The sequence below is a fragment of the Flavobacterium sp. IC2-16 genome (assembly GCF_055521455.1).
Window position 1 is genome coordinate 1,873,722 of sequence record NZ_CM145480.1, and the last position, 23,757, is coordinate 1,897,478.

General features: G+C 36.1%; 24 protein-coding genes. 8 read left to right on the plus strand and 16 right to left on the minus strand.

Going from position 1 to position 23,757, the window contains the following annotated elements; all coding sequences use genetic code 11:
- Window positions 1–83: 83 nt before the first annotated feature.
- The gene (locus ACZ1JT_RS08415) at window positions 84–932 is read right to left on the minus strand and encodes a glycosyltransferase family 2 protein (RefSeq protein ID WP_465093391.1); all 849 of its coding nucleotides are present in this window, start codon (window positions 930–932) and stop codon (window positions 84–86) included.
- Between the two features lie 59 nt (window positions 933–991).
- Here ACZ1JT_RS08415 and ACZ1JT_RS08420 point away from each other — a divergent pair, with 59 nt between their 5' ends.
- The 3 genes from ACZ1JT_RS08420 to ACZ1JT_RS08430 are packed head-to-tail and all read left to right on the plus strand — an operon-like array spanning window position 992 to window position 4,349.
- On the plus strand, window positions 992–2,110 hold the full coding sequence (locus ACZ1JT_RS08420) for a glycosyltransferase family protein (RefSeq protein WP_465093392.1): 1,119 nt from the start codon (window positions 992–994) through the stop codon (window positions 2,108–2,110).
- A 2-nt stretch (window positions 2,111–2,112) separates the two neighbouring features.
- Window positions 2,113–2,877, plus strand: a complete 765-nt coding sequence (locus ACZ1JT_RS08425) for an FkbM family methyltransferase (protein ID WP_465093393.1) — start codon at window positions 2,113–2,115, stop codon at window positions 2,875–2,877.
- Window positions 2,878–2,882: 5 nt separating this feature from the next.
- Window positions 2,883–4,349, plus strand: a complete 1,467-nt coding sequence (locus ACZ1JT_RS08430) for a lipopolysaccharide biosynthesis protein (protein ID WP_465093394.1) — start codon at window positions 2,883–2,885, stop codon at window positions 4,347–4,349.
- Between the two features lie 135 nt (window positions 4,350–4,484).
- Here ACZ1JT_RS08430 and ACZ1JT_RS08435 read toward each other — a convergent pair whose 3' ends face one another.
- From ACZ1JT_RS08435 to gcvP, 3 genes are all read right to left on the minus strand, one after another.
- Window positions 4,485–5,330 carry a hypothetical protein gene (locus tag ACZ1JT_RS08435; protein ID WP_465093395.1) on the minus strand — a complete coding sequence of 282 codons (846 nt, stop codon included), beginning with the start codon at window positions 5,328–5,330 and terminating at the stop codon, window positions 4,485–4,487.
- Between the two features lie 282 nt (window positions 5,331–5,612).
- Window positions 5,613–6,671, minus strand: coding sequence for a 3-oxoacyl-ACP synthase III family protein (locus ACZ1JT_RS08440; protein ID WP_465093396.1), 1,059 nt, complete (start codon window positions 6,669–6,671; stop codon window positions 5,613–5,615).
- 269 nt (window positions 6,672–6,940) lie between these two features.
- Window positions 6,941–9,790 (minus strand): aminomethyl-transferring glycine dehydrogenase, encoded by a 2,850-nt coding sequence (gcvP, locus tag ACZ1JT_RS08445; protein ID WP_465093397.1) that lies wholly within the window; start codon window positions 9,788–9,790, stop codon window positions 6,941–6,943.
- Between the two features lie 163 nt (window positions 9,791–9,953).
- On the opposite strand from gcvP, the gene ACZ1JT_RS08450 reads away from it, so the two are divergent.
- Window positions 9,954–10,787, plus strand: a complete 834-nt coding sequence (locus ACZ1JT_RS08450; protein ID WP_465093398.1) for a UbiA prenyltransferase family protein — start codon at window positions 9,954–9,956, stop codon at window positions 10,785–10,787.
- Here the strand turns inward: ACZ1JT_RS08450 and ACZ1JT_RS08455 are convergent.
- From ACZ1JT_RS08455 to ACZ1JT_RS08510, 12 genes are all read right to left on the minus strand, one after another.
- Complete coding sequence (locus ACZ1JT_RS08455; RefSeq protein ID WP_465093399.1) at window positions 10,767–11,222, minus strand: SRPBCC family protein; 456 nt, start codon at window positions 11,220–11,222, stop codon at window positions 10,767–10,769. The two genes, ACZ1JT_RS08450 and ACZ1JT_RS08455, sit on opposite strands and share 21 nt — an antisense overlap.
- 22 nt (window positions 11,223–11,244) lie before the next feature.
- Entirely contained in the window at window positions 11,245–11,631 is a 387-nt protein-coding gene (locus ACZ1JT_RS08460) for a hypothetical protein (RefSeq protein WP_465093400.1), read from the minus strand.
- A gap of 63 nt (window positions 11,632–11,694) precedes the next feature.
- On the minus strand, window positions 11,695–12,081 hold the full coding sequence (locus tag ACZ1JT_RS08465; protein ID WP_465093401.1) for a hypothetical protein: 387 nt from the start codon (window positions 12,079–12,081) through the stop codon (window positions 11,695–11,697).
- 11 nt (window positions 12,082–12,092) lie between these two features.
- Window positions 12,093–12,443, minus strand: a complete 351-nt coding sequence (locus ACZ1JT_RS08470) for a hypothetical protein (RefSeq protein WP_465093402.1) — start codon at window positions 12,441–12,443, stop codon at window positions 12,093–12,095.
- Window positions 12,440–13,153: a YqjF family protein gene (locus tag ACZ1JT_RS08475; RefSeq protein ID WP_465093403.1), complete on the minus strand. Its 714-nt coding sequence runs from the start codon at window positions 13,151–13,153 to the stop codon at window positions 12,440–12,442. The genes ACZ1JT_RS08470 and ACZ1JT_RS08475 overlap by 4 nt, the downstream gene beginning before the upstream one ends.
- 4 nt (window positions 13,154–13,157) lie before the next feature.
- On the minus strand, window positions 13,158–13,490 hold the full coding sequence (locus tag ACZ1JT_RS08480) for a hypothetical protein (RefSeq protein ID WP_465093404.1): 333 nt from the start codon (window positions 13,488–13,490) through the stop codon (window positions 13,158–13,160).
- Window positions 13,491–13,554: 64 nt separating this feature from the next.
- Window positions 13,555–14,058 (minus strand): GbsR/MarR family transcriptional regulator, encoded by a 504-nt coding sequence (locus tag ACZ1JT_RS08485; RefSeq protein WP_465093405.1) that lies wholly within the window; start codon window positions 14,056–14,058, stop codon window positions 13,555–13,557.
- Window positions 14,059–14,256: 198 nt separating this feature from the next.
- Entirely contained in the window at window positions 14,257–16,284 is a 2,028-nt protein-coding gene (locus tag ACZ1JT_RS08490) for a M3 family metallopeptidase (RefSeq protein WP_465093406.1), read from the minus strand.
- Between the two features lie 176 nt (window positions 16,285–16,460).
- Window positions 16,461–16,946 (minus strand): 5-(carboxyamino)imidazole ribonucleotide mutase, encoded by a 486-nt coding sequence (gene purE, locus ACZ1JT_RS08495; RefSeq protein ID WP_465093407.1) that lies wholly within the window; start codon window positions 16,944–16,946, stop codon window positions 16,461–16,463.
- Between the two features lie 85 nt (window positions 16,947–17,031).
- Window positions 17,032–18,183: a 5-(carboxyamino)imidazole ribonucleotide synthase gene (locus ACZ1JT_RS08500; protein ID WP_465093408.1), complete on the minus strand. Its 1,152-nt coding sequence runs from the start codon at window positions 18,181–18,183 to the stop codon at window positions 17,032–17,034.
- A 96-nt stretch (window positions 18,184–18,279) separates the two neighbouring features.
- Window positions 18,280–19,395 (minus strand): hypothetical protein, encoded by a 1,116-nt coding sequence (locus ACZ1JT_RS08505; RefSeq protein ID WP_465093409.1) that lies wholly within the window; start codon window positions 19,393–19,395, stop codon window positions 18,280–18,282.
- Window position 19,396: 1 nt separating this feature from the next.
- Window positions 19,397–19,951 carry a hypothetical protein gene (locus ACZ1JT_RS08510; protein WP_465093410.1) on the minus strand — a complete coding sequence of 185 codons (555 nt, stop codon included), beginning with the start codon at window positions 19,949–19,951 and terminating at the stop codon, window positions 19,397–19,399.
- A gap of 118 nt (window positions 19,952–20,069) precedes the next feature.
- Here ACZ1JT_RS08510 and ACZ1JT_RS08515 point away from each other — a divergent pair, with 118 nt between their 5' ends.
- The 4 genes from ACZ1JT_RS08515 (at window position 20,070) to obgE (ending at window position 23,658) form a co-directional block, all read left to right on the plus strand.
- Entirely contained in the window at window positions 20,070–20,600 is a 531-nt protein-coding gene (locus ACZ1JT_RS08515) for a phosphoribosyltransferase (protein WP_465093411.1), read from the plus strand.
- 34 nt (window positions 20,601–20,634) lie between these two features.
- Window positions 20,635–21,207: an adenylate kinase gene (locus ACZ1JT_RS08520; protein WP_465093412.1), complete on the plus strand. Its 573-nt coding sequence runs from the start codon at window positions 20,635–20,637 to the stop codon at window positions 21,205–21,207.
- A 66-nt stretch (window positions 21,208–21,273) separates the two neighbouring features.
- Entirely contained in the window at window positions 21,274–22,509 is a 1,236-nt protein-coding gene (locus tag ACZ1JT_RS08525; RefSeq protein WP_465093413.1) for a hemolysin family protein, read from the plus strand.
- Between the two features lie 138 nt (window positions 22,510–22,647).
- The gene (obgE, locus tag ACZ1JT_RS08530; protein ID WP_465093414.1) at window positions 22,648–23,658 is read left to right on the plus strand and encodes a GTPase ObgE; all 1,011 of its coding nucleotides are present in this window, start codon (window positions 22,648–22,650) and stop codon (window positions 23,656–23,658) included.
- Window positions 23,659–23,757: the final 99 nt, after the last annotated feature.

Consider the following 23,757-nt stretch of genomic DNA (forward strand, 5'->3'; position numbering starts at 1 on the left):
GAGTTTTTGTTTTCTGCTGTTTTTTTTAGAAGACGTTTTTAGCCGTTTTGTAAAACATTGAAAACTGTGATTGAGACTGAAAATTAAGAAAGTTTCTCCTTCATCTTCTTCCAACGGTACTTACGCACAAACTTAGCCTGCTCTGGGGTTACCAACATTGTTTTGTTTTCTGATTTTGCTTTCCAGAAGCCTTTTAAGTAATCCAAAAACAAAAGTGGTTTGCCTTTACGCATTGCCAGTTTTATAGAAGCTATGGCGGTAATAAAAAAGCCATAACCCAACGTATAGAATGCTTCTCCTTGTTTGTAGCGGGACGCTTGGTTGTAATTAGCTCCTGTAGGCTTTAAGTGTTTTACTTTTAATGATTCGTCGGTTACCACTTTCCAGTTGTAGAACTTGCAAAGCAACTCGTCTACGGTGTCCCAACCCATGGCTGGCTTCAATCCGCCAATCTGTTCAAAACACGTTTTTCGGTAGGCTTTAAAGGCGCCGCGAATGTGGTCTTTGTCGGTTAAATTCTCTAAAATCCAATCGCCGTTTTTCTCGATGTAAGCAAATCCGCCCGCCATTCCAATGCGCTCATCACTTTTAAAATGATGGATAATCGTTTCAAAATAATTGTCGGGAAAAATCAAATCGGCATCCGCTTTTACAAGAACGTCGTATTGGTCGTCTAATGTTTCCAATCCTTTTTGGAATGCCTGAATGACTTTGCTTCCGGGTAAATGAATGGCTTCCGATGTTTTGTTAATCAAGGTAATCCACGGATATTTTTCAGAGAAACTTTTCACAATCTCCTCGGTGCTGTCCGTAGAATTATCATTTACCACCACTACTTTAGTCGGTAAAACAGTTTGCTTTGCCAGCGACTCCAGAGTCAAGGCAATAAACTTTTCTTCGTTATGCGACGGAATGACGATGTAATATTTCATGATTGTACAAAAGTAGTGCATAATATCGTTATTTTTGTCTAACCCGAAAAATTGCCGACTTGGAAAAGAAAAAAATAGCGTTTATCGAACTCGAAACCCATTCCGCATTACTGGAGCAATGGTATTTGTTGCTGAAGGAAATGCAATCGATGGATTTTTTCTTTTTTGTAAGTCCAAAAGTCCATAGCAAAATCACAGCCATACCTGCCGATTCCATGATGTTGGTGAACAATGCCAAAGCAATCGAAAAAGAACTTGCTGGTTTTGATGCGGTGGTGGTTAATACCTTTCACAGGAATTTTGAACAGTACCAAACCATTTTCGAGGAAAAGAAAAGTTTGGTGCTTGTGCATAATCTTAATTTCAGTCTGTTTTTTCAATCGGTACACTGGAAGAACATTTGGACGGAAAGAGCGCGACTGACCTATTTTTTAAAACTCTATTTTGCCGAGAAAATCAACGCCCGCAGAAAGGGGATTTTAAAAGCGAAACTTTTCGGTGTTTTGTCGCAAAGCCTTTACGATGGGGTAAACAGTAGAAGTGCTTTTGGCGTAAAAACGAAACTCATTCAGTTGAATTACTGTGAAGACTTTCCTTTTGCATCTTCGGATGTGCTTCAAATTGTGATGCCTGGAAATGTATCGGGTAAACGTAAAGACATCCAAATGTTGTTTGAGATCTTGCCAAAACTCAATCCGAAATCAAAACTGCATTTTACTTTTTTAGGGAAACCGGAATCCGATGCGGTCTTGCAACAGCTGGAAAATGTAAAGCAAAATTGTTCGGCTCAAATCGAAATCACGCATTACCAACAGTTTATTCCGTGGGAAGAATACAGCAGAGTTATTCAAAAAGCACATTTGCTGTTGTGTCCGATTAAAAACGAAACCTCTTTTTATTTAGTAGATGAGGTGTACGGAAAAACCAAAGTAAGCGGTAGTGAAGCCGATTGTATTCATAACGGTAAAATTGGATTGTTTCCAACATCCTATCCCAAAATGAACTGGCATAACTTATATTATAAAAATGCGTCTGATTTAGAAGTTATTTTGAATACGCTAACAACGGAACAACTTTCATCAGAATACAATAATTTGCAACCCTACTTAAGTCAGTATACTTTTGAAAGCGTAAAAACTAATCTCGAAAACCAATTGCTACAATTGGCAAACTCATAAAAATGCTGAAATTCTTAATCAAATTGGCCTATCAGTATTGGCCTTCGTTATACAAAAAACGTTACTATAAAACGTTGGAATCACTATCAACCGGCAATTACAAGTGCGAACCGGAGTTGTTGTATGTACAACAGGTTTTGCAATCAGATTCGGTGTTTATCGATATCGGAGCCAATAAAGGAATTTATCTGTATCAGGCGGAGAAAGTCATTACAACCGGTAAAGTCATCGGTTTTGAGCCGAACAAAAGCCTGGTGAATTATATCCAGCCTTTGTTTCCTAAAGCAGAAATTTATCCGTTTGCAGTTTCTTCAACTTCAGGTACGGCAGTTTTGAATATCCCGAAAAAAGGAAATGGGTTACAAGACACGCGTGCTTCTTTGGAGGCAATGGGCGAGGATGTGGAAAAAGTGGAAATCCAAATGGTGGTTTTGGACGAATTTGCCAAAGAAAAAAACTGGTCGAAAATTGATGTGGTAAAAATTGATGTGGAAGGGCATGAATTCGATACTGTCAAAGGTTGTGAAAACATTCTGAAAACGATTAAACCGATTTTCATCATCGAAATCGAATTGCGTCACGCACATTATCCTATTCATGAGATTTTCGATTTCATCACCAATTTCGGTTATGAGGTGTTTTACTTCGATAGAAAATCTCTGAAAACTGTTGCGTTTGATTATAACCAAATGGGAGAGTTTCAGAAAGACGATTACCTGAACGATTTTAATCGTTATATTAACAACTTTATTTTTATTGCTAAATAATTAAAATGAGCGTAGTTGCCAGACAAAGTTTAAAATACAGCATCGTAGGGTATTTCAGTACGTTGATAGGCATCCTGTCAACCGTGTTCTTATATCCGAACGATTTAGACTTTGCCGGGAAGATACAATACATTATGCCAACGGCGATGTTAGTCTTACCGCTGGTTACATTTGGGATTATGCATGCCAATGTTCGGTTTTATCCAAAAATGGAACTGTCGCAAAACCAGCACAATTTGTTGAAATATTCCATTTGGTTCATCCTTAGAAACTTTGCGATTGTTGCGGTTTTGTTCTGGGCTTTATCGTTTTTTAGTGAGCAACTTCAGGCAACCCAATTCTATGCTTTTGCCGAATATATTTTTCCGGTGATGTTCTGCTTGGCGCTCATTCAGTTGTTTTCGCGCTTTATTTCGATTAAAAAACGAATCGTTGTTCCTAATATTTTTGAAAACGTTTTTCCGAAACTGGGCTTGATTTTCGCGTTCGGAGCGTATTTCTTTTTAAAAGTAGACGCTACTGTCGCAATCTGGATTGTCGTACTGTTTTTTGTGTTGGCGCTTATCGGGATGTTTTTGTATGTGCAGCGATTGGATCGATTTACAGGAAAGACTTCCTTCGCCTTTTTAAAAGAAGATAATTTTCAGAAGGAATTGATGCAGTATTCTTTCTATACTTTTTTCGGAAGTTTGGGCTCTATCGTAGCGCTAAATATTGATGCCTTTATGATTGGGGAATTCATCGACGATTTTTCGCAACTCGCCATTTACAATACATCGGCCAATTTAGTGCGCATGATTACTGTTCCGGCTTTGGGTGTGTATACCATTTCGGCTCCGATTATCGCAAAATATATCGAGGATAATGCTATGGGCGATTTGAAAGAACTACACCACAAAACGTCCTTGTATTTGTTTACGATGGGAGCCGTTTTGTTCGGGTTAGTCGCTTCAGGAATTGAAAATTTGTTCTTCCTGATGCAAAACGGCAGTGAATTGGCCAAAGGCTTGCCGGTAGTCTATATTTTAGGCTTTGCCTTATTGTTCGATTTGGCAACCGGTTTCAATGGTTACATTATTACCAATTCCAAATACTACAAATTCAACAATACAACCACGATTGCGTTGGCGCTACTTACCATCGTGAACAACCTGATTTTCTTGTTGGTGTTTAAAATGGGCATTGTTGGAGTTGCGATTGCCACTTCTATTTCCTTAACGGTGTACAATCTCATTAAAATAGGTTTTAATTACCGTAAGTTCGGTGTGCATCCGTTCAGTACAAAATACCTTTATGTTTTAGGACTTTTGATAGTGGTTTTAATCGTTGGGTATTTCTTGCCGGATTTCGACAATACATTTATATCGCTTTGCTACAAACCTATTGTAGCCTTCCTAATCTTTGTACTTGGGAATACAATCTTCAAGATTATTCCGATTAAGGAGGTGATGCCAAAATCGTTGTTTAAGTGATTTTGTTTAAACTCCACAAAAAAATAACTAACATCACTGAAAAAATATATAGTTCGAGTAAAGTCGAATGAAAAAAGATGAATTTAAGCAAATAAAAAAGGTAAGTTTAGATCTAAACTTACCCTTTATATTCATTTAACCTCTTAGTTTTATTTTCATTTGCTCAACTATATTTTTTATTTGAGGATTACTGGATAAAATAGATTCGGTCTCTGTTAACCAGCTGTTGAATTTTTTAATATCTTTTATAAGATAATAACCATGTAGTATGTTATAGGCGTTTTCAGCATTGTATGTTTTATCTAGGCAGTTTTTAAAAGCGTATTTATAGCTTTTTTCTGCCTCATCAAGCTTGCCAAGTTTGGCTTGGGCATAAATTAATTCTTTGTTGGTATAAGCCTCTAAAGGTTCTTTTTTTAATGCTTTTTTCAAAACAGTAATGGCGTTTTGATATTGTTGTAAGCAATTGTATGAAAACGCTAATTCAACACCCAATCCTTTATAATCTGGATTTATTTTGTCTGCTTTTTCTAGAAATTCTAAAGCTTTTTCACATTCATTCCAGCCATTATACATATAGCCCCAATTGTAAAGTCGTTCTATTGAGTTTTCACCGGTCTTATAACTTTTAAGCCAATCAGGAGTTTTGGCAATTTTTAATTCCCCAAATTTAGATTCAGGAATAAAAGCCACCTTAACATTATTTGGTTGCAGTCGTACTTTCGTAAAACCTTCTGTTTCTCTTTTTTTAGGATTGAATTTTCCTTTTTCATCAATGGTAAAGGTTCCTTCATAATTTAGAGTAAGGCCAGCCTGAGCATCTATATAGATAAAGCCATAGGAATAGGTTTTTGTACTATCTGGTAAAAAAGCTACCCATTTGTCTTCACTTTGAACAAAACGCTTATCAAAAACGAGTTTCTCTTGACCGAAAAAATTGATAGAATAGATTAAGGTTATGACTAAAATGATTTTTTTCATAATTTTAGTTTGATGGGGCTATAATCTTGTCTTTTTTTAATTAAATCAAAAGTTATCAAACCTACCTATAAAAAATAACTTGTACAATCACCAAATTTGGTGATATTTCAAAAAAAAATCTTTGCTTGAAATTTGCCTCGTAGATACTCCCTACTTAAGCCGTACCAAAGCCGTATATAGTCCGAGGAAAGCCGAGTAAAAAAACATCAGATTTTCAGCAATAAAAAAAGACAGTATTTAAACTTGAATACTGCCTCTTATTATTTTGAATTTTATCAGATTTTAAACCTTATACACAAATGCATTAATATTCATTCCGGCTCCAACCGACGCAAATAAAATCACATCACCGGTATGGAGTTCCTGATTCTCAATCTCACCTTTTAAAATCAAATCGTATAAAGTAGGAATGGTGGCTACACTACTGTTGCCTAGTTTTTTGATGTTCATGGGCATAACATTTTCGGGAGGCGTGTGTTTGTACAATTTAAAGAAACGCTGTACTATAGCTTCATCCATTTTTTCATTCGCCTGATGAATCAGTATTTTTTTAAGGTCGGTTATCGAATGTCCACTGGCATCCAAACAAGCTTTCATGGCTAGTGGCACCTGAGTTAACGCAAATTCATATATTTTTCGGCCGTGCATTTTAAGATAACGCACATTTGGATCGTGATCGATGTTGTATGATTTTCCAAAGAATAAAAAATTAGCTTCATCTTCAGTAAAAGAAGCTGTTTCATGCGAAAGAAATCCGCCTTCTTGATTCGTTAATTCTAAAACCGTTGCACCGGCTCCATCCGAATAAATCATACTGTCGCGGTCGTGCATATCGACAACGCGAGATAAAGTTTCGGCACCAATGACCAAACATTTTTTTGCCATACCGGCTTTAATAAATGCTTGTGCCTGAATCATGCCTTCAATCCAGCCAGGGCAACCAAACATCACATCGTAGGCAACACATTTAGGGTTTTTAATCTTTAATTTGTTTTTAACCCGAGAGGCAACGCTGGGTACCGTATCACTTTGAATGGCACCGTGGCGAACATCACCAAAATTATGTGCCATGATTATATAATCTAGGGTTTCAGGATCTACTTTTGCATTTGCTATAGCTTTCTCAGCGGCAAAAAATGCAATATCCGAAGTGTTGAAGTTGTTTTCTACATAACGACGTTCTTCGATACCGGTAATATCTTGAAATTTTTCAGCAATTATTTCGTTTGGAACAGCATAAGTTGATCCGTCTTCATTGAGAAATTGATGTCTTGCGAAATCAGTATTGGTAACAATTTGTGTAGGGATGTAACTGCCTGACCCCGTTATTTTTATAGACATGACGTAGTATTCAAAGTTACTAAGGTAGTAAAACTATCAAGGCAACAAGCTAAAAAATGAATTTCTGATTTATTTTTACGAAAACGTTATGGGAAAGTCAATAAAATTATTAAATCTGTTTTTATTTTCTGATTTTCGAAAGAAGTAGAGTTCGTTGCATGAGTTGTTTTAGGTCAGCTACTTTCCGAATATAAAGTATAAATCAATTGCTCAAACAAAAAAACCTTCCGTTTCCGAAAGGTTTTTTTTATTTTACCAAAAGCGAATGACTAACTTTCAATATATGCTTCAATTGGAGCGCAAGAACAAACTAAATTTCGGTCTCCAAACGCATCGTCTACACGACGAACAGTAGGCCAAAATTTGTTGTCTGCGATGTATTCCAACGGATATGCCGCTTTCTCTCTTGAGTAAGGGAAATTCCATTGATCTGCCGTTAACATAGCTAAAGTATGCGGCGCATTTTTTAATGGGTTGTTGGTGTCATCTGCAGTAGCCTCAGCAATTTCTTTTCGTATAGAAATTAGGGCGTCACAGAAACGGTCTAACTCTGCTAAATCTTCCGATTCAGTTGGTTCAACCATTAAGGTTCCAGCTACCGGGAAAGACACGGTTGGTGCGTGGAAACCATAATCCATTAAACGTTTGGCGATATCGGTAACTTCAATTCCGTTTTGTTTGAATTCACGACAATCCAAGATCATTTCGTGCGCTGCACGTCCCATTTCTCCTGAGTAAAGAATAGGGTAGTGACCTTCGAAACGCGCTTTCATGTAGTTAGCGTTTAAGATAGCGTGCTCCGTAGCCGAACGTAAGCCTTCAGCCCCTAACATACAAATGTATCCGTAAGAAATCAAACATACCAAAGCAGAACCGTAAGGCGCAGCAGAGATGGCAGAGATAGCGTCTTTACCGCCAGTTGCTACTACCGGGTTGGTTGGTAAGAAGTCAACCAATTTCTCGTTCACACAGATTGGTCCAACTCCTGGTCCACCACCACCATGAGGGATAGCAAACGTTTTGTGTAAGTTCAAGTGACAAACATCAGCACCAATAGTAGCAGGATTGGTTAATCCTACTTGTGCGTTCATGTTGGCACCGTCCATATATACTAATCCGCCGTTATCGTGGATTAATTGTGTAATTTCAATAATTGAAGATTCGTAAACCCCGTGCGTAGAAGGGTAGGTTACCATCAAACAAGATAAATTAGCTGCGTGCTCAATTGCTCTTGCTCTCAAATCTTCTACATCGATGTTTCCTTCCGGAGTGGTTTTTGTAACGATGATTTTCATACCTGCCATCGCTGCTGAAGCCGGGTTGGTTCCGTGAGCCGATGAAGGAATCAAACATACGTTACGGTGTCCTTCGCCACGAGAGATGTGGTACGCGCGGATAGCCATCAAACCAGCATATTCTCCTTGTGCTCCCGAGTTAGGTTGTAATGAAGTGCCTTTAAAGCCTGTAACTACATTTAACTGTTGCTCTAATTTTTTAAGCATAGTTAAGTAACCTTGTACTTGATCTGCTGGAGCAAACGGGTGGATGCTGTTCCAGTTAGGCATTGAAAGTGGTAGCATTTCTGCAGCCGCATTCAGTTTCATGGTACAAGAACCTAAAGAAATCATCGAGTGATTTAAGGATAAATCTTTGCGCTCTAATTTTTTAATATAACGCATCAACTGACTTTCAGAGTGATGGTTGTTGAATACCTCGTGTTGCAAGAACGATGAGGTTCGTACTAAATTATTCTGAATATTATTTTCTGAAGCTAATTCCGAAACATGAACAGCCGATTTGCCAACCGCTTCTGCGAAAATAGCCACAATCGTGTTGATATCGGAAATTGAAGTGGTCTCATTAAAAGAAATTGAAACGCTTTCGTTGTTCGGATAAAAGAAGTTTACTTCGTTTTTCTCAGCAATCGCTCTTACTTTAGCGGCATCTGCTTTTACTAAGATCGTATCGAAGAAAGCAGAGTTCACTTGGTTTACGCCGATAATGGATAAAGCTTTAGCCGTTGTTACAGCCGATGCGTGTACTTTATTAGCGATGTATTGTAATCCTTTCGGACCGTGGTAAACGGCATACATACCTGCCATAACAGCTAACAATACCTGAGCCGTACAGATGTTGGAAGTCGCTTTTTCACGTTTGATGTGTTGCTCACGAGTACCTAATGCCATACGTAAAGCGCGGTTTCCGTTAGCATCGATAGAAACTCCAATGATACGTCCCGGCATCGAACGTTTGTATTCTTCTTTGGTTGCGAAGAACCCAGCGTGAGGTCCACCAAATCCCATTGGAATACCAAAACGTTGCGTTGTTCCTACTACAACAGCGGCTCCTAATTCTCCCGGGGAAGTTAATTTTACTAACGATAAAATATCGGCAGCAACAGCTACTTTTATTTCGTTTTCAGCTGCTTTAGCAATAAATTGAGAATAGTCGTGAACTTGACCAAATTTACCTGGATATTGTAAAATAGCACCGAAGAAATCTGAACTAAAGTCGAAGTTTTCATGATTTCCTACTACTAATTCAATGTTTAGTGGCGTAGAACGGGTTTGTAAAATTGATAAGGTTTGCGGTAAAATTTCTTCAGAAACAAAGAATTTGCTAACGTTATTTTTCTTTTGATCGCGCGTTCTTACATCAAAAAGCAAGGTCATTGCTTCAGCAGCAGCCGTACCTTCATCTAACAAGGAAGCGTTTGCGATTTCCATTCCGGTTAATTCGATAATTGTAGTCTGGAAGTTTAACAATGCCTCTAAACGACCTTGTGCGATTTCAGCCTGATATGGCGTATAAGCAGTGTACCATCCCGGATTTTCGAAAATGTTTCTTTGGATTACCGGCGGAACTATTGCTGGATGATATCCTAAACCAATGTAGGATTTGAATACTTTATTTTTTGCGCCTAATTGGGTAACATGAGTTAAATACTCATATTCCGTCATGGCAGGATCAAGCTCTAAATTTTGTTTTAAACGAATTCCGTCAGGGAATGTTTCGTAAAGCAATTGGGTCATGTCCTTTACGCCAATAGTATTGAACATGTGTTGAAGGTCTGATTCTCTCGGACCGATGTGTCTTAAAGCAAATGCATCTGTTTTCATCAGTTTTCTCTACTGTTTGTTTAAGTGTTTGGGGCAGAACCTCAAACCAGTTTAAGTTGTGTTTAAAAAGCGAACAAAAATAATTATTAATTGGCTAATAATCTTGTTTTTTAATGCCAATTTTTGGAGGAATTTTTCACATAAAAAGATAGTTGTTTTTAGAATGCGTACTTTTGTAAGGATGCAACTACTCAAACGCATATTCGACTTTTATCTTCACGGAAGTATACATGTGGCTTTAGCGGTTTATGCTTTAGTTCGCATGACATTTCACTTTTTTCATATCGACTATGATGAGCCTATGGCCTTGTTTGCTTTTTTTGGTACCATAGTAGGTTATAATTTTGTGAAATATGATGAATTGGTGCGTGCTAAAAAGCTTAAAATGAATAACGAACGCAAAGCTATAGTCGCTTTGAGTTTTCTGTCGTTTTTAGCAGCAGCGTATTGTTTTTTTAGGTTGGAACGTCAAACGCAATTGGTTGCTGTTGCTTTTTTAGGATTAACCATGTTGTATACGTTACCTGTTTTTCCTAAAATTGGTAATGCTCGTAATTGGGCAGGAATGAAAATTTATATTGTAGCTTTCTGTTGGGCAGGGATAACGCTTTTTCTTCCTATTGTTAATGCGGGATTACCGCTTTCACACGATGTTTGGTTGAAGTTTTGTCAGCGTTTTTTACTCGTGATAATTTTAATTCTGATTTTTGAAATAATCGATTTAAAAGAAGATGATTTGTCGTTGCAAACGGTTCCGCAGCAATTAGGAATTCGGAAAACGAAAATGCTCAATTTGTTTTTGTTGCTTCCATTTTATGGGTTGGAGTTTTTAAAATCCGATTTTCAAATCGTTCAGCTTTGGATTAATCTGGTCTTGATAGTTGTAATTGCATTGTTTACCATTTTTGCCAGTCCGAAGCGTTCGGAATATTACACCTATTTTTGGGTGGAAAGCATTCCGGTTTTTTGGTGGATTTTAGTGTTGATTTTCGGCTGATTTCTTTATAAATGCATTCCTTTTTTCAAGTAAATACCCCATGTATTTTTTAAGATACAATCGATTGAAAATGGCTCCCAAAAATCCCAAAGGAACTTCATAATGCAATTCGTCTATCATAATTGTTTTACCGTTTTCTTCGCCGAATAGATGTTTATGATGAAAGGATTTGAAAGCACCATGAATCATCTCATCCGTAAAAAAATCATAAAGTTCCATTTCAGTAATCTTGCTTTGATGCGTGAGTGTGAATCCAAAATGTTTTCCGCTAAAAGTGACTGTTTCATCCAATTCAATTAGTCCGGATGTTTTTCCGGCCACTGCTTTTTCATTAGACTGTTTCATCGAAGTTTGATGCAAATCGATATTCCGACTTAAATCGAAAACGGTTTGTTTATCGGCGTTTATTTTAGTGATTAGGTTGAGAGTTGTCATTGGGAATGTTGTTTTTTATAGTCTATATTTTGTGCAATCGGAACAACCAAACAGCTGCTGTTATTGTTAAAGAATAAATTAAAACCCAGGATAATTGAGGAAAGCCATCTTCCAAAAATGAACTGTCAAAAATATAAAAGGTGATCCAAACCGAAGCAAAAGCATAACTACTTAAAATCAGTTTGGTGCTATTCGTCTTTTGAGTTTTAATAAGTTTTCTATGGAGTAGCCAAAATAGCACCATTGCAGGGGCTGATAAAACCAGTCCGTAAGCAATCATACATAGAAGTATTGGCCACGATTCCCAAATCTCATTCAATTTTGGTGAGTATGTCATAATTCCTAATGTTAACAAAAGAAGTGGTGCCATTAATACTGTGAAAAACCAGACTTTGAGAATATATTTCATAAGATATAAAATTAAACACGACTGTCATGGTTTTCCTAACAGTCGTGATGGTTATTCATCTAATTAAGCGTTTACAACGAAGTTTTTAGTGGCCTGATTTTCTCTTGCTTTACGTTTTCCTCTGAAAAACAAGTACAAGTTAAAGAAAAGCATCACACCAAGATACATTGCAAATCCGCCAATTTGATAGCTCAATTCTTCAATCATACTTTGATAGGTGTTGTCGTAAATGTTCATTTTCAGAATTATTAAGGCAAAACCAATATTCATTAGATAAAAGCCGGTTTCAAAAAGTTTGTTGGTGGCCAAAGCGATTTCTTCCCGACCGTTAAAAATGTCTAGCATGTAAATTTTTCCGTTTTTAAATAAAGTTTTAGAAACATAATATGTTAAAAATAAAGCGACTGGTAAATAAATAGCATACGCGATAAGAATTTTTGAAGTTTCCATAATTATGATATTTAATGTTTAATTATTTTCTGAATGTAATTGGTTATTATAAAAATGTTGAGGTAATGAAGGGCTGCCAATAAGCAAACAATGATGGCGGTTTTTATGGCAATGGTTTCCACCAATATTTCCGGAGAATTTATTTTTTTCCACTGAATAAGCGTCATTGCGCTGTACCCTATATTTACCAGATAGTATGCAACTAGTAATATTCTATTTATCTGCAGGCATAATTCGGTATTTCCAGGAAGTAGCTCTGCTACAAATTTATTTCCGTTGTCATAACAAATCTTTCCTACTTTGATAATGATGAAAGCGATGATGAAGAGAAAAATAAAATATCCAATGATGTTGTAATTCATAATTTTAGTTTTCGTTTGTTTTTTACGGTAATTTCAGAGCCTTCTGCTAGAAATACTGAAGCTGGTTGTAATGCATTCATGAATGAAAAGTCATTTCCGTATGCCTTTGTAAAATCAATCTTAATGTTATGATTTTTGACAAAATACTGTTTCCATTTTGGATGCTGTACCTCGTATTCATAGGTGGTATTTTCGTTAAATTTGGTATATCCGTAGTAATGCTCCATGATAAATTCTGCTTCACTTTCAATGTCAATATCTGTGATGAAGTCAAATGCATTTACTTCAATGGAATTTGTATTTTCCTGATTTTTCCATTGATAGGCAACGTTTAGAATTTCAGAATGCAAATTGTTTTTGTGTGCCATCAATTGCGTTTCATAATTTTCTTTGTAAAAAGTATTGGCTACGAATGTGATTGCGCTTTTCGGAACTATTTCTTTGATGAAAACCACACCTCGTTTCCAGTTTCCATTTTCGAAACGTTTAACATAGAATCGCAGATTTACTTCTTCAAAATTGATGTGTTTTGGAATCCTTATACCTAAAACTTTGGTGTCGTTGAAAAGAAAACCAACTATACTCACATAACAGTTTCCATTCCATAAGTCTAATTCAGTTCCTGCGGGTAGGTATTTTTTAAGATATTCAGGATTGATTATGTAGTTTGCCATAATCAGGTTTTTCCAGCGTGCTGTTAAAAATGTCATGGTTCTAGGCTTTAGTTTTGTGAATTAGTACAGTAAGGTATAATGCAAGTATTGGTGGAATTGTATATTTTATGATTTCTATTATTAAGGGATTCAGGTAATCGATGTTAAATGATAGAATTGAGAAATACAGGATGACACCCATTAGATATATATGAATGTACTTGTTTTTAGGATTTTGAATGAACATCCCAAAGCCAATTAGTATTTGAATAAATCCAGTGAATGCTGTCGAAATTAAAGCCTGAAAATAAAAGTCTCTATCGATGAATCCCAATAACCCTAAAGTAATTGGTAAACCAATGGCGAAAAGATTTAAGTAAATTACGATTTTCATACTATTTATATTTATTAAACTTTCAGAAAAAAATGAAAGTTTTGATTAAAAAATATATGAAGGGCTACTTCATAAATTTTACCAGCAACTGAGCCAGCCAATTGTCTTTGTATTCCGTGATTTTATCCAAAACATTATCCGCTTTTAAGACAAAATCGTATAATTTTTGAGTTTGTTCTACAAAATGTTTTTCTTCTTCTGAAGTATTTGCATCAATTGAAGAAACTTCTTTTAGAACTTTCAATGCGGGTTTTATTTCTCTTTTGCTTCGTTCGCGGGATATTTTTACGGCCAATTCATCTAAATCCTTTTCAGCAGTAAAAAATTCACGTCGCTCTCCGGCTTTGAATTCTTTGTATACGATGCCCCAATCCATTAAAGCCCTTAAATTCATGCTGGCATTACCTCGTGAAATTTGAAGCTCTTCCATTATGTCTTCCATAGAAACCGGTTCGTTAGACACCATTAACAAAGCATGTATTTGTGCCATTGTTTTGTTGATGCCCCATTGCGAGCCTAAAGCACCCCAGGTTTGAACGAATTTATTTTTAGCTTCTTTGAATTCCATTTGCAGCTTATATTGTTTTTTTGGGTCAAATGCAAATCGCATTACAATGCTCATTGTTATACCCCAAAGATATATAAACTTTTTAAAGTTTCAAAAAAAAATGAAACTTTATTTTAAAAAGAAACCGAAGTGATAATTTTACTTCGGTTTCTTTTTAAAATCTAAGAAGTCTAATCGACTATGAAAGTCTACTTCTCTTTAAATCAATCCTGCTCGTTTTAACAGTGCTTCTGGTTGTGGCTCTTGACCTCTAAATTTTTTGTATAAGGTCATTGGTTGATCAGTTCCTCCTTGCGAAAGTACATTGTCTTTAAATTGAGTTGCCACTTCTTTATTGAAAATTCCTTTTTCCTGAAAATAGGCAAAAGCATCTGCGTCGAGAACTTCAGCCCATTTATAACTGTAATATCCCGAAGAGTATCCGCCTTGGAAAATGTGCGAGAAAGAAACACTCATGCAGTTTTCGGCAACATCCGGATATAAAGCTGTGTTTTCCATCGACTTTTTCTCAAACTCCTTAACGTTGGTAATCCCGCTCGGGTCGAAACCGTGGAAATCCATATCTAAAAGTCCGAAACTCAATTGACGTAATGTAGCCATGCCTTCTAGGAAACTTGCACTTTCTTTTATTTTTTCTACATATTCTTGAGGGATTATTTCTCCGGTCTCATAATGATGTGCAAATAAAGCCAAGGCTTCGGCTTCGTAACACCAGTTTTCCATTACTTGACTTGGTAATTCCACAAAATCCCAATATACCGATGTTCCTGATAAACTAGGGTAGGTCGTGTTGGCTAGCATACCGTGCAATGCATGCCCAAACTCATGGAATAAAGTTGTTACTTCATTGAAAGTTAATAATGAAGGTTTTGTTGCGGTTGGTTTAGTGAAATTACAAACGATAGACACATGTGGTCTTTCGTTTATGCCGTCTTTTTTATATTGTGGTTTGAAAGAAGTCATCCAGGCTCCGTTGCGTTTTCCTTTTCTTGGAAAGAAATCGGAGTAAAAAATAGCAACCAATTCTCCTTTTTCGTCAGTAACTTCGAAAGTGTGAACATCTTCATGGTATTTGTCGATATCGAAAACTTCGGTAAACGTTAATCCGTATAGCTTTTTAGCAACTTCAAATGCACCATTCTGAACGTTTTGTAGTTTGAAATAAGGTTTTAGTTTTTCATCGTCCAAATTGAATAATTCTTGACGTAGTTTTTCAGAATAGTATGGGCCGTCCCATTTTTCCAACTCAGTAATACCGTTTAATTTCTCTGCGAAACTTGATAACTGTGAAAATTCTCTTTGAGCTGCCGGTTTGGCTTTGGTTAGTAAGTCGTTTAAAAACGATTTTACTTTTTCAGGAGTTTGTGCCATGCGTTCTTCCAAAACAAAGTCGGCGTGGGTTTTATAGCCTAACAAATTGGCTCTTTCGTGTCTTAAATTTGCAATGCGAATAACATTGTTTTGGTTGTCGTATTGGTTGGATTGAAACGCTTTTTTACCATAGGCAATCGCTAATTCTTTTCGTAATTCACGATTGTCTGCATAGGTTACAAAAGGTTGATAGCTAGGAAAATCTAATGTAAAAATCCATCCTTCTTTGTTGTTGCTCTTGGCTAATGCATGTGCGGCTTCAATTGCTCCTTCGGGTAAGCCTTTTAAGTCTGCTTCATTGGTGATGTGAAGCTGATAAGCATTGGTTTCGGCTAACACATTTTCACCAAAAGTTAATTTTAGCTTAGCTAATTCCGTATCGATTTCACGTAGTCGAGCTTTTTTGTCATCAGACAATAGCGCGCCATTTCGGGTAAAACCTTTGTATTTTTTGTCTAAGAGTGTGGCTTGTTCCGTAGTTAGGTTTAGTGAATCCTTTTGATTGTAAACAGTTTTTATTCTTTCGAATAGCTCTTGATTTAAGGTTATGTCGTTGCTCAATTCGGTTAACAATGGCGATACTTCTTGAGCAATTTTTTGCATTTCGTCACTGGTTTCAGCCGAATTTAAATTGAAAAAAATGCTGGTAATTCGATCTAAAGTTTGTCCGGAAAATTCTAAAGCTTCAATGGTATTTGAGTAGTTTGGAGCTTCAGTATTGGAAACAATAGCGTTAATTTCCATTTTAGTTTTTGCAATTCCTTCTGCAATAGATGGCGCGTAATCCTCAATCTTTATTGAAGAAAATGGCGCAGTGTCGTATTTCGTGGTGAATTTTTTTGTTAAAATATTCATTTTTATTTGTAGTTTATCGGTAAAAAATATATTTTTGACGAGTAAGTTTGTGAAAATCAATTTACTTAGTCGCCTTTTTGACCCAAATAACATTTACAATACACATTTAACTAATAGTAACCCATTAGTTTTGTGGACCCCGAAAAAGCGCTAGCCACAAAGCGCTTTTTCTTTTTTTATTTCTTTAAGTTTTCTGATGCATTCAGAACGGCTTGTTTTAATCCTTCTTTATAGTCGATCATTTTATCTAAAACAGTCTTATCATGACTGCCAATAATTTGAGCAGCTAAAATTCCTGCATTTTTGGCTCCGTTTAATGCTACAGTTGCTACGGGAACACCACCAGGCATCTGTAAAATTGAAAGTACCGAATCCCATCCGTCAATAGAATTGCTTGATTTTACCGGAACTCCTATTACCGGTAGTGGACTCATAGAAGCGACCATACCAGGTAAATGTGCAGCGCCACCAGCTCCCGCAATAATTACGGTTATTCCTCTGTTGTGGGCATTTTTACTGAAATCGAACAGTTTTTCTGGTGTTCTATGTGCAGAAACAATGTCTACTTCGGTTTCAATTCCGAAATTTTTTAAGATGTCTATCGCTTCTTGCATGACTGGCATATCAGAAACACTTCCCATTACGATGGCTACTTTACTCATGGTTCTATTTTGAATTGTAAATTATAAATTATAAATGATTTTACTTTTTCATTCAAAATTTATAATTCATCATTTATAATAACTTTTAACTTATTACTCTAATGCTGTTTTTAACTTCTTCTGCAATTCTTCTGGCTTCTGCCATGTTTTCGTTGACAATGGTAACGTGGCCCATTTTTCGAAACGGACGGGTTTCTCTTTTTCCGTAAATGTGTGGTGTTACCCCGTCAATTGCCATTATTTTTTCAATATTCTCATAAATTACCGGTCCGGAAAAACCTTCTTCTCCTACCAAATTTACCATAATTCCGGCGACTTTACTGCTAGTGTTTCCTAAAGGTAAGTCCAGAATAGCGCGAATATGTTGTTCAAATTGCGACGTGTAACTCGCTTCTATACTATAGTGTCCCGAATTGTGCGGGCGTGGGGCTACTTCGTTTACCAGAATTTCATCGTTTTCGGTTTGAAACATTTCCACAGCCAAAAGACCAATATGGTTAAAAGCTTCGGAGACTTTTAAGGCAACGTTCTGTGCTTTTTTAGCAACATTAGCATCGATACGAGCTGGACAAATTACATATTCTACCTGATTGGCTTCTGGATGAAATTCCATTTCGACCACCGGATAGGTTTTAATTTCCCCGGAAACGCTTCGGGAAACAATAACAGCTAATTCGTTTTTAAAAGGGACCATTTGTTCGGCGATACATTCCACTTCAGGCAGGTCTATCAAATCCATAGTAGAACGAACTATTTTTACACCGTTGCCGTCATAACCGAATTGTGCACATTTCCATACGAAAGGAAAGTCTAAAGCCTCTTTTTCTAGTGCCGATTTTAAATCGTTTAAATCTACAAAACGCTGGTGGGCTGAGGTAGGAATTTCGTTTTCAACATAAAAATCTTTCTGACGCCCTTTGTTTTGAATCATTCGAAGGGTTTTAGGAGATGGGTACACTCGTAATCCTTCTGCTTCCAAAGCATCCAAAGCATCTAAGTTTACGTTTTCGATTTCAATGGTTAGAAGGTCAACCAGTTTTCCGAATTGGTAAACGGTTTCAAAATCCATTAAATTACCACGATAAAATTTTGTAGCACCAAATTGGCAAGGCGCTTCGCTGCTCGGATCTAAAACATAAGTTTGAATGTCGAATTTGCGGGTTTCGGCCAATAGCATTTTGCCTAATTGTCCTCCGCCAAGGATTCCTAATTTGAAATCGGAAGAAAAATAATTCATTGTAGATGTGTTGTGTAAGGCGCAAAGATAGTGTTTTTGAAAAAAAGTAAAAAATTAACCCGACAGGTTTGCTGCTGTCGGGTTAAGAGAAGGTTTTTATATTTTAACTTTTTTTAGTTCCATCTGAATAGTGTCTTTGTGAAGTACCATTTTCCAGGAAATCTGATCATTAATTTGCTTGAAATCAACCGGAATAGTGTCGGGAACTTCACTGTCATATGAAATTACGTTCATACTGTTTTTTTCTTGGTCATAATCGTATTTCATAAAAACAGAAACACTGTCGATATAAACGTATGGATTAGGGCAATACAATAATTGGTTTCGCTCTTCGAAATATACATTTTTCCATGCGGTAGTGTCTTTAATCCAAGCGAATTCGTCTACAGCTTTTCCATTGCGAACCATTGAAGCCACTTGCCATTTTCCTAGAAGTTGTTTCGGAGCTTTTACATGAAAAAAACTAAAATACGTTACAAATATCGCGGCAGAGGTGATACTCATTATTTTTCCAAATGTTTTTAAGGTGGAATTTCCAATTGTTGGGATAGTGTTTTTGAAAGTTTTAAAGAAAGATATGATTTCGTTTTTATGCAAAAAAAGCAAATAACATAAACCAAGATTGGTTAAAACAGCGGTAATGTAGGCACCAACTCCGTTAAGGTAAAAGAAGTTAATTAATAGGATGTTAATCATTACCGGAAAAAGTATAGTGATGCCCAGCAATAGTGTGCGTCGGAACAACAGTAAAACACCACCGCCAAGTTGCATAATACCTATTATAAAAGACAATAGATAAGAGTAGCCAAAGTAGGACCAAGTCAGTTCGTTTCCGGACAACATGCTTAACGGCGTGTCTTTATGAATATAGGAAATCCCAAACTGAACTTCAAAGAATTTCGAAAAAGCAAAACTTGTCATTTGGAAAGCAATCCAATAGCGTAAAAGAGCAATTAGCCACGCTTTGCATTTTTCAGAATCGATGGTTTGTGTTTTTTCTTTTTTATGCCAATACACTGAAAATGCTATAGATGCTGTCAGAAAGACTAAAAAAACAATTGCAACTACTAATGGGATGACTTCTTTTTCAACGGTATCCGGGATTAGAGGAATGAAGGTTAAAAGTGAATTTCCGAAACCAAAAAGAGCTAAAAAAGAAATAAAAAATTTAGAGAACCAGTTGGTTTGATTTTGAATAATGTTTGTAGTCATTTTAAGTTATGGGGTTATTTTTTTTTTTTTTTTTTGTTAAAATTTCTCTGGCAGCAGCCTTATATCCTGCCGATTGATAGGGGTAATCCCGGCTAACAATTTCTTTAACTTCCTCTGCAATCCAAGGTTCTTTTTTGCCGAAATGATGCAAAGTTTTCATAGCATATGTTTTACAAGCTACTCGCTCATCTCTAATTAACCAATCCAGACAGATTTCTACCAGTTTTTCATGTTGGTTTTCGGTTAGTTTTATTTTGTTGGAAGTGCCTAAAAAATACGCCACACGCGACATACCTCTAATGGCTGAATCGTTTTTGTATTTGGAAATCGTATGACAGATGTTGTCAACAAACGGGAATAATATGTCGGTTTTGTGTTCGGCTAGCATTTCGATAATCCAAACGCCTTTATGATGATTTTTATTGTTAAGGTCGGTGGCGAAAACAATCAGTTCTTTCAGAAGTTCCGGTTGTTGAAGCACAAAATCGCGCATTCGGTTTCTGTTTTCGGTACTGGCGTTAATAGTGCTAAGTTGATTGCTGAATGATGAACTCATTATACTTTTCTTAATGCAGCTAAAAGTACTAGAAATTGTTGGATTGACAATTCATAACGTTTAATTCATAACTCATATCTAAAAATAATTATCTTTGCCAATTATTCTATAAGTAATCATGGAAATTCAACTTCACGATAAAACATTTGTTCCGTTTATTTCTGCTGAAGAATTAGATTGGGCAATTGTTAAAATGGCTACTCAAATTGCTAACGACATGGGTGATGAGACGCCTGTTTTTATAGGGGTTTTAAATGGGGCATTCATGGTAGTTTCCGATTTTATGAAGCAGTATAAAAAACCATGTGAACTTAGTTTTATCAAAATGGCATCGTATGATGGTCTCGAAACAACACACGAGGTAAAACAGCTTATAGGGTTAAATCAAGATCTTACCGGAAGAACAGTTGTGGTGATTGAAGATATTGTAGATACTGGAAATACAGTTGAAGAATTAGCGCAATTATTTGCCGATAAAAACTTAAAACAACTAAAATTTGCCACATTGTTTTTAAAACCTGAGGCATATAAAAAAGATATCAAAATTGATTATATTGGTATCGAAATTGAAAACCGTTTTATTGTAGGTTTCGGATTGGATTATGATGGTTTGGGTAGAAACTTGCCGGAAGTGTATCAGTTAAAATAACATAAACAACATACTATAACTATAACTTTTTAAAATGATTAATATTGTTTTGTTCGGGAAACCGGGCGCGGGTAAAGGAACTCAAGCAGAATTTTTAAAAGAAAAATACAATTTAACACATCTTTCAACGGGCGATATTTTTCGTTACAACATGAAAAATGACACTGCTCTAGGAAGAGAAGCAAAAGGATATATTGATAACGGAGAACTGGTTCCAGACAGTGTAACTATTAAAATGTTACAGGATGAAGTGGAGAAAAACCTAAAATCGAAAGGTTTTTTATTTGACGGTTTTCCTAGAACTATTGCACAAGCTGATGCTTTGGATGCTTTTCTAAAAACTAAAAACTGGGAAGTTACTGCAACAATTGCATTAGAAGCGAATGATGATATTTTGGTACAACGAATCCTTGAAAGAGGAAAAACTTCTGGAAGAGCTGATGATCAGGATGAAGAAAAAATTCGTAATCGTTATCAGGAATACAATGAAAAAACAGCTCCTTTAATGGATTATTATAAAAATCAGAATAAATTTTATGCCGTAAATGGTATTGGGTCTATCGCTGAAATTACCAAGCGTTTAAGTAACGTGATAGATAAGTTATAACATAAATTCTAAAATTTGGAAATAGTCATAATATTCTTGCTGATTTTATTGAACGGAGTTTTCTCCATGTCAGAAATCGCACTCATCTCAGCAAGAAAGAATAGGTTGGAAACCGCCGCTAAAAAAGGTAACACGAGTGCAAAAACTGCATTAGATTTGGCAAATTCGCCAAATAAATTCTTGTCTACTGTACAAATCGGAATTACCTTAATTGGTATTTTAACGGGTATCTACAGTGGTGAAAAAGTAACGGATAATGTTCAGTTGTTTTTAGAACAATTCGAAGTATTAAAGCCGTATTCTCAAAGTTTAGCGGTTGGGATTGTGGTTGTTATTTTAACTTATTTTTCGTTGGTTTTAGGGGAACTACTTCCTAAACGTATTGGATTGAATTATCCTGAAACTATTGCTAAAGCTGTAGCAGTTCCAATGAAAATGATATCTGTGGCAACAGCTCCATTTATCTGGTTGTTGACTACTTCTACAGATTTTGTTTTGAATGTGCTTAAAATAAAACCTACTGCCGACGGTAAAGTAACAGAAGAAGAAATTAAAGCTATTATCAAAGAAGGAACAGAGGTTGGTGAAGTTCAGGAAATTGAACAAGATATTGTGGAACGTGTGTTTCACATTGGTGACCGAAAAGTGAATTCGTTAATGACGCACCGTAAATCGGTAATGTACCTGTCGTTAGAAGATAGTTTTGAAGAAACCAAACAAAAGGTTTTAGAAGAACTACATTCTGTATATCCTATATGCGAAGAAAATCTTGATAATGTTATTGGAGTTGTACTTCTTAAAGATTTGTTTTTAGGATTCGAGAAAAAAGGAACTTTCGATTTAAGAGTAATAGCTAAAGAACCGGTTTATTTTATTGAACATACATCGGCATATAAAGCTCTTGAAATTTTCAAAAAAACAAAGGTGCACTATGCTTTAGTGACTGACGAATATGGTGTTGTGCAAGGGATTATTACGCTTAATGATATCTTAGAAGCGCTTGTTGGTGATGCATCTGATTTTTACGATGAAGAATTTCAATTGATAGCTCGTGAAGATGGAACTTGGTTGGTAGACGGACATTATTCACTGCACGATTTCCTTACTTACTTTGATATGGATGATTTAATTAATGATTATGATGTTACAACTGTGAGCGGATTAATCATGACCGAGTTGTCTTATATTCCTAAAGTAGGTGAAAAATTGATTTGGAATAAAATGGAGCTTGAAGTGATTGATATGGATGGTGTTAAAATTGACAAAGTTTTAGTGCGCGTCCTTAAAGATGACGAATTATAAAATAGGTTGAGGTTAAGTCTTTTGTAAAGAGACTTGAAACTGAAAAAAGACTGAAATTTTGAGAATACAAGTTGGGTTGTTTAAGCAATACACTATGATTTCGATTTTTGGTATTAAATATGAAAAGGGGAAGGTAAAATGACTGAAGGAAACTTTGTTGATTACGTTAAAATATATGTTGCTTCCGGTAAAGGAGGTAAAGGTTCTACGCATTTACATAGAGAAAAATTTATTGAAAAAGGTGGTCCAGATGGTGGTGATGGTGGTCGTGGCGGTCATGTTTATTTAGTGGGTAATAAAGGACTTTGGACTTTATTTCACCTAAAGTTTGCACGTCATATTAAAGCAGGTCACGGCGGCGATGGCGGTAGTGCTAGGAGTACTGGTGCCGATGGTGAAGATAAATTCATTGAAGTGCCCTTAGGTACAGTAGTTCGTGATAAAGAAACCAATGAAATTTTGTTTGAAATCACGGAAGATGGCGAAAAGAAGATTTTGGTTAAAGGAGGTAAAGGTGGTTTAGGGAACTGGCATTTTAGAAGTTCTACAAACCAAACACCAAGATATTCACAACCCGGAATGCCATCTGAAGAATTGGATGTAATTCTTGAATTAAAAGTGTTGGCCGATGTTGGTTTAGTAGGTTTTCCGAATGCTGGAAAATCAACCTTATTGTCGGTATTAACTTCAGCAAAACCCAAAATTGCCGATTATCCGTTTACGACTTTAAAACCTAATTTAGGGATTGTAGCCTATCGTGATTTTCAGTCGTTTGTAATTGCCGATATTCCTGGGATTATCGAAGGTGCAGCAGAAGGAAAAGGATTAGGACATTATTTTTTACGACATATTGAGCGAAATTCTACATTGTTGTTTTTAGTGCCTGCTGATGCAAAGGATATTAAAAATGAATACGATATTTTGTTGGATGAACTTAGAAGGTATAATCCTGAAATGTTGGATAAAGACCGATTGGTGGTTATTTCGAAATCCGATATGTTAGATGACGAATTGAAATCGGAAATGAAAAAACAATTGGATAAAGAATTTAAAGGAATTCCATATATGTTTATTTCTTCGGTCGCCCAACAAGGACTTACCGAATTGAAAGATAAACTTTGGCAGATGCTAAATGTTACAACCGAATAAAAAAGCGCTCTTTAGAGCGCTTTTTTATTTTAACTTTTCGATTGCGTTTTGTTATAAATGTTAAAAAATATATTTTTGCCCAATAACTAAAAAACTAAC

Bases quoted from the DNA above. Each gene is read 5' to 3' on its own strand.
- ACZ1JT_RS08500 (WP_465093408.1), bottom strand. From the start codon at position 18,183: ATGAATTATTTTTCTTCCGATTTCAAATTAGGAATCCTTGGCGGAGGA.
- ACZ1JT_RS08455 (WP_465093399.1), bottom strand. From the start codon at position 11,222: ATGACAACTCTCAACCTAATCACTAAAATAAACGCCGATAAACAAACC.
- purE (WP_465093407.1), bottom strand. From the start codon at position 16,946: ATGAGTAAAGTAGCCATCGTAATGGGAAGTGTTTCTGATATGCCAGTC.
- ACZ1JT_RS08435 (WP_465093395.1), bottom strand. From the start codon at position 5,330: ATGAAAAAAATCATTTTAGTCATAACCTTAATCTATTCTATCAATTTT.
- ACZ1JT_RS08460 (WP_465093400.1), bottom strand. From the start codon at position 11,631: ATGAAATATATTCTCAAAGTCTGGTTTTTCACAGTATTAATGGCACCA.
- ACZ1JT_RS08430 (WP_465093394.1), top strand. From the start codon at position 2,883: ATGAGCGTAGTTGCCAGACAAAGTTTAAAATACAGCATCGTAGGGTAT.
- obgE (WP_465093414.1), top strand. From the start codon at position 22,648: ATGACTGAAGGAAACTTTGTTGATTACGTTAAAATATATGTTGCTTCC.
- ACZ1JT_RS08475 (WP_465093403.1), bottom strand. From the start codon at position 13,153: ATGACATTTTTAACAGCACGCTGGAAAAACCTGATTATGGCAAACTAC.
- ACZ1JT_RS08515 (WP_465093411.1), top strand. From the start codon at position 20,070: ATGGAAATTCAACTTCACGATAAAACATTTGTTCCGTTTATTTCTGCT.
- ACZ1JT_RS08470 (WP_465093402.1), bottom strand. From the start codon at position 12,443: ATGAATTACAACATCATTGGATATTTTATTTTTCTCTTCATCATCGCT.
- ACZ1JT_RS08415 (WP_465093391.1), bottom strand. From the start codon at position 932: ATGAAATATTACATCGTCATTCCGTCGCATAACGAAGAAAAGTTTATT.
- ACZ1JT_RS08510 (WP_465093410.1), bottom strand. From the start codon at position 19,951: ATGAGTTCATCATTCAGCAATCAACTTAGCACTATTAACGCCAGTACC.
- ACZ1JT_RS08425 (WP_465093393.1), top strand. From the start codon at position 2,113: ATGCTGAAATTCTTAATCAAATTGGCCTATCAGTATTGGCCTTCGTTA.
- ACZ1JT_RS08505 (WP_465093409.1), bottom strand. From the start codon at position 19,395: ATGACTACAAACATTATTCAAAATCAAACCAACTGGTTCTCTAAATTT.
- ACZ1JT_RS08520 (WP_465093412.1), top strand. From the start codon at position 20,635: ATGATTAATATTGTTTTGTTCGGGAAACCGGGCGCGGGTAAAGGAACT.
- ACZ1JT_RS08480 (WP_465093404.1), bottom strand. From the start codon at position 13,490: ATGAAAATCGTAATTTACTTAAATCTTTTCGCCATTGGTTTACCAATT.
- gcvP (WP_465093397.1), bottom strand. From the start codon at position 9,790: ATGAAAACAGATGCATTTGCTTTAAGACACATCGGTCCGAGAGAATCA.
- ACZ1JT_RS08490 (WP_465093406.1), bottom strand. From the start codon at position 16,284: ATGAATATTTTAACAAAAAAATTCACCACGAAATACGACACTGCGCCA.
- ACZ1JT_RS08465 (WP_465093401.1), bottom strand. From the start codon at position 12,081: ATGGAAACTTCAAAAATTCTTATCGCGTATGCTATTTATTTACCAGTC.
- ACZ1JT_RS08485 (WP_465093405.1), bottom strand. From the start codon at position 14,058: ATGGAATTCAAAGAAGCTAAAAATAAATTCGTTCAAACCTGGGGTGCT.
- ACZ1JT_RS08525 (WP_465093413.1), top strand. From the start codon at position 21,274: ATGTCAGAAATCGCACTCATCTCAGCAAGAAAGAATAGGTTGGAAACC.
- ACZ1JT_RS08450 (WP_465093398.1), top strand. From the start codon at position 9,954: ATGCGTACTTTTGTAAGGATGCAACTACTCAAACGCATATTCGACTTT.
- ACZ1JT_RS08440 (WP_465093396.1), bottom strand. From the start codon at position 6,671: ATGTCTATAAAAATAACGGGGTCAGGCAGTTACATCCCTACACAAATT.